This is a genomic window from Microbacterium sp., from assembly GCF_011620665.1.
In the GTDB taxonomy this organism is placed as follows: domain Bacteria; phylum Actinomycetota; class Actinomycetes; order Actinomycetales; family Microbacteriaceae; genus Microbacterium.
This window is the reverse complement of the sequence record NZ_WOYQ01000071.1, coordinates 1-3,753: the sequence shown is the minus strand read 5'-3', so window position 1 is coordinate 3,753 and position 3,753 is coordinate 1. Positions and strand designations below refer to the sequence as shown.

Annotated in this window: 4 protein-coding genes; 1 reads left to right on the top strand and 3 read right to left on the bottom strand. The window is 67.1% G+C overall.

Annotated features, from left to right (window positions below; genetic code table 11):
* Positions 1–93 precede the first annotated feature (93 nt).
* Positions 94–1,305 carry a hypothetical protein gene (locus QZV81_RS09200; protein ID WP_292836139.1) on the bottom strand — a complete coding sequence of 404 codons (1,212 nt, stop codon included), beginning with the start codon at positions 1,303–1,305 and terminating at the stop codon, positions 94–96.
* A 58-nt stretch (positions 1,306–1,363) separates the two neighbouring features.
* Between QZV81_RS09200 and QZV81_RS09195 the strand changes: the two genes are divergently transcribed.
* Positions 1,364–1,504, top strand: a complete 141-nt coding sequence (locus QZV81_RS09195; RefSeq protein ID WP_292836136.1) for a hypothetical protein — start codon at positions 1,364–1,366, stop codon at positions 1,502–1,504.
* Between the two features lie 76 nt (positions 1,505–1,580).
* Here the strand turns inward: QZV81_RS09195 and QZV81_RS09190 are convergent, their stop codons facing one another.
* Positions 1,581–2,210 carry an ABC transporter ATP-binding protein gene (locus QZV81_RS09190; RefSeq protein WP_292836133.1) on the bottom strand — a complete coding sequence of 210 codons (630 nt, stop codon included), beginning with the start codon at positions 2,208–2,210 and terminating at the stop codon, positions 1,581–1,583.
* Positions 2,211–2,256: 46 nt separating this feature from the next.
* Positions 2,257–3,456, bottom strand: coding sequence for an IS110 family transposase (locus tag QZV81_RS09185; protein WP_292836142.1), 1,200 nt, complete (start codon positions 3,454–3,456; stop codon positions 2,257–2,259).
* Between the last annotated feature and the right edge of the window lie 297 nt (positions 3,457–3,753).

The window sequence follows — 3,753 nt, the reverse complement described above, 5'->3', positions numbered from 1 at the left end:
TCCAGTTCGGGCTCGCCGCTGTGGGCTACTGAAGCAGCTCCACGGCGCGGGGGGGGGGTGCCCCTATCTCCTAAGTCAAGCTAAGGGGCTGGTTCAGATCCGGTGGCGCCAGCGGTGGATGGTGAGACCGGTGAGGGCGATGCCGGCCGCGGGCAGGAGAATGGGTGACTGGAATACAAGCGCGGTGGATGCGCTGGCCAACGCGGTCAGGAGGACGCCGTCCATCGCCCACGCGAGGCGCGCCGCGGCGCCCAGGTCACCCATGGGGGTGGGGATCGGGGTGAGTAGTTCGGGTGGCAGTGGCCCTTTTAGCGCGTTCCCGATGCGCGCGATGATCGCGAGGATCCCGAGTGCCAGAGAACCGAGAATCGCCGGGATGACGTGCCCCATGAAGAGTGAGCAGATCGCGGTAGCGATGACAAGCACGATGACAGTTGCGAGGACCGGGAAGAGCGTGTGATAGGCGAGGAGCCGTTCGTCGCTGATTCCGTAGAGAGGAAGGTCCGACGCGACACTTGCGGCGTGTCGGATGCCATCGGTGAATGGCCCGAGCGCGGCGAACAGAATCACACCAGCGACCGCGCTGAGTGCCCAGTTGGGCGACTCCGGGACCAACGAGAGCGTGAAGAGCGCCGCTGCCGCAGCGAGGGCGAGCGCGGCCGTTGCGAACCTGACTGGTGTGCGCGCGGCGCCGACGGCGTCGCGGAGAAGAAACAGCAGTGGTCTTTGCAGGGCGGGTCTGACGGCACGCAGATGGCGCCCAACCCTCGGTGCGGGCTGGTAGACGGTTGCGGCTGCAGCCAGCTCCATGCCGGTCGCGTGGGAGGTAGCGGCCTCCCATCGGGCTGCTTGTGCGGTCAGCAGTGTGAGGGTGAGCCTGCTCATCAGGGATGGCGCGACGGTGGCGGCGGCCGCGGTCGTGGCCAGGAGCGGGGCGATTGTTCCCGTTGCCGTGGCGACCGGGTATGCGAGACCGACCCATCCCCATGGGGTGAGGGGTTGCATCGCCGGGATGGTGCTGGTGACCGTGCCCAGCGCGAAGACGAGAGGGGCAAGGAGTGCCGCGGTGCGCGGCATCGCCTGACCGACCAGCCACGCGATGGAGGAGATGATGCCGACGCAGGTGCAGGCGAGGACGAACAGCAGTGCGTCGCCGGGTTTGCTGTGCCCGGCTGAGACCAGACTCGCGCCGATCAGGACGCCGACGACGGTGCTGAGCGCGACCACCATCGTGCCCGATCTGAGGAACGGACCACGGAAGGAGGTGGCTCGGGGGAGGTCGCTCGAGGCCAGCGCATGGGTCACGAACGGAGGGCGCAGCGCAGGACCGCGGACTCTGCCCAGCATCAGGCAGAAGGCCCAGATGCCCGAGACTGCGAGCATTGTCACGCTCGACGCCGCAGGCGATGTGAGTAGCGCGATTCCTTGCGTGCTGGTCAAGCTCACTGAGATCGCGCGCACGATGGGAGCGACGGTGACCAGCGTCAACATCAAGATCATGTAGGCGAGGTAGGCGTGATCTCCTCGCGCTCGGGCATTGCGTGAGCGCCAAATGCGAAGTGGCTCAGAAAGGCGACTCGTCATGCCGCTGCGCCCAGCCAGAGGGTGTGATCGGCGAGTTCCTCAGCCAGTCGCGGGTTGTGGGTCGCGACTATGAGGGTCGCGCCGTTGTCGCGGCGGGCGCGCAGGGCGTTGATCACCAGATCGATGTGTTCCGGGTCGAGCCGCTGCTCCGGCTCATCGATGATGAGCACGTCGAACGACCGGGCCAGCACGAGCCCGAGTGCGAACAACTGCGTCTGCCCAGAGGACAACTCGTGGGGGAAGCGCGCCGCCAGCGGCGTGAGCCCCAGTTCGTCGAGCACTCCCCGCGCGAGTTCGGCCGCCGCGAGCGGATCATCCAGCCACGTCGACGCCACCAAGAGCACGTGATCCGCAACCGTCAGATCCGGCGCAATCGGCGGCAGCCCGATCATGGCGGCGACCCGCCGACGGAGTCGGCGATTGCGCTCCGTCACGATGTCGTCGCCGACACGAACCGTTCCGCTCGTTGGTGACCGGACCCCCGCGATCGCCCTCAGCAGCGTGGACTTGCCGGTGCCGTTTCGCCCACGAACGACCAGGACATCGCCCGAGTCGACAGAGGCCGACACCGGTGCCAGCAGCATCACATCGCCAACGGAGACGGTCACCTCGTTCAGATCGATCACGTGACCGATTCTCCCAGCAACCCAACGATGGACGACTACGCATCCTTCACGCCGCAACTGATCGCGAGCCAGCGTCGTAGAGGGTGCCGTCACGGAGCATGGCGAATAGGACGTCGGAGCGACGTCGGGCCAGGGCGAGCAGCGCCTGGTTGTGGCGTTTGCCCTGGCTGATCTTGCGGTCGTAGTAGGCGCGTGATTCGTGGTCGCGGAGCGCGGCGAATGCCGAGAGGAACATCGTGTTCTTCAGGGTCTTGTTGCCGCGGCGGGACGAGTATTCGCCGCGGATCGAGGAGCCGGATCTTCGGGTGACGGGTGCGAGGCCGGCGTAGGCGGCGAGGTGTCCGGCGGTGGGGAAGTGCTTGCCAGCGACCTCAGTGAGGAGTCGAGCTGCGGTCCTGACGCCGACTCCGGGCATGCTCGTCAGGACGGGCTGAAGAGGGTGCGCATCGACCAGCCTTTCAACCTCCGCCGCACCCTCGTCGCGCTGCTTCCGCAGCGTCGCGAGCTGTGCGGCGAGCCGTGGGAGCACGAGCGCGGCGGCGTTCGTGCCGGTGACGACCACGGTCTGCTCACTGAGCGCGGCAACGATCTCGTGCGCCCAGTCCCGGCCCTTGCGGGGTGCGAGTTTCAGCATTCGCGTGGCGATTCGCTTCTCGCCCGCTGCGCGCAACCGTGCCGGTGACGGCCAGCGCTGCAGCAGATCGAGGATCGCGGGGTGATCGAGCCGTGGCCCGACCACGCGTTCCAGGGCGGGGTGAATCTGAGTGAGCAGTCCGCGGACGCGGTTTCCGACCTGGGTGATCTGGGCGGCGAGGTCGTCGTCGAACCCGCAGAGCATCGTGAGCTCGGCAACCTGTTCATCCGTCGCCTGGATCGAGCGAAGCGTGTGCGGCATGGTCCGCGCAGTCTCCGCGATAATCGCCGCGTCTCTCGCGTCGGTCTTCGCCTCACCGGGATGGAGGTCTGCGATGCGGCGCATCGCGAGTCCGGGGAGGTAGCCGACCATCGCGCCTGCGGCTTGCGCGACCGCGATTGGCAGCGCGCCGATCGTTGCCGGCTGATCCACGATCAACAGGACAACGCCGTGCTCCTGAAGATCGGCCAGTACGGCTCTGAGCCGTCTCTCGTCGTTGGGTAGAGCCCGGTCATAGAGCTTCTTGCCTCCACGGTCGAGAGCGACCGCGTGGTGCTCACCTTTGCCGACGTCGAGGCCGACGAACACGTCGACCTGGTCGTAGTTGTCGATCTGTGTGACCACGTTGCTCCCGTCGTTCGGTAGATGACAGCTGCGACGGTGCGTCTCGGCATCCACGTTACGAACGACCTCGAGCGTGCTCGGGCCTGGCCCCTATCAGCGATCACCCACCGCCAACCAGGCTCGGTGACAACACCCCCCGGATCATGCGTGCGACAGGGGGGACCAATCATGCCGAGCCCGGCAGGCTGCCACCGCCCAGCATCCTCACCAAGCGGCTACGAAGAAAGTAACGGGGGGGTCGCTGTCCGGGCGCGGCGACCACCCCGCCGCGGAGATGTCGATCGG

Bases quoted from the DNA above. Each gene is read 5' to 3' on its own strand.
- QZV81_RS09195 (WP_292836136.1), top strand. From the start codon at position 1,364: ATGCCCGAGACTGCGAGCATTGTCACGCTCGACGCCGCAGGCGATGTG.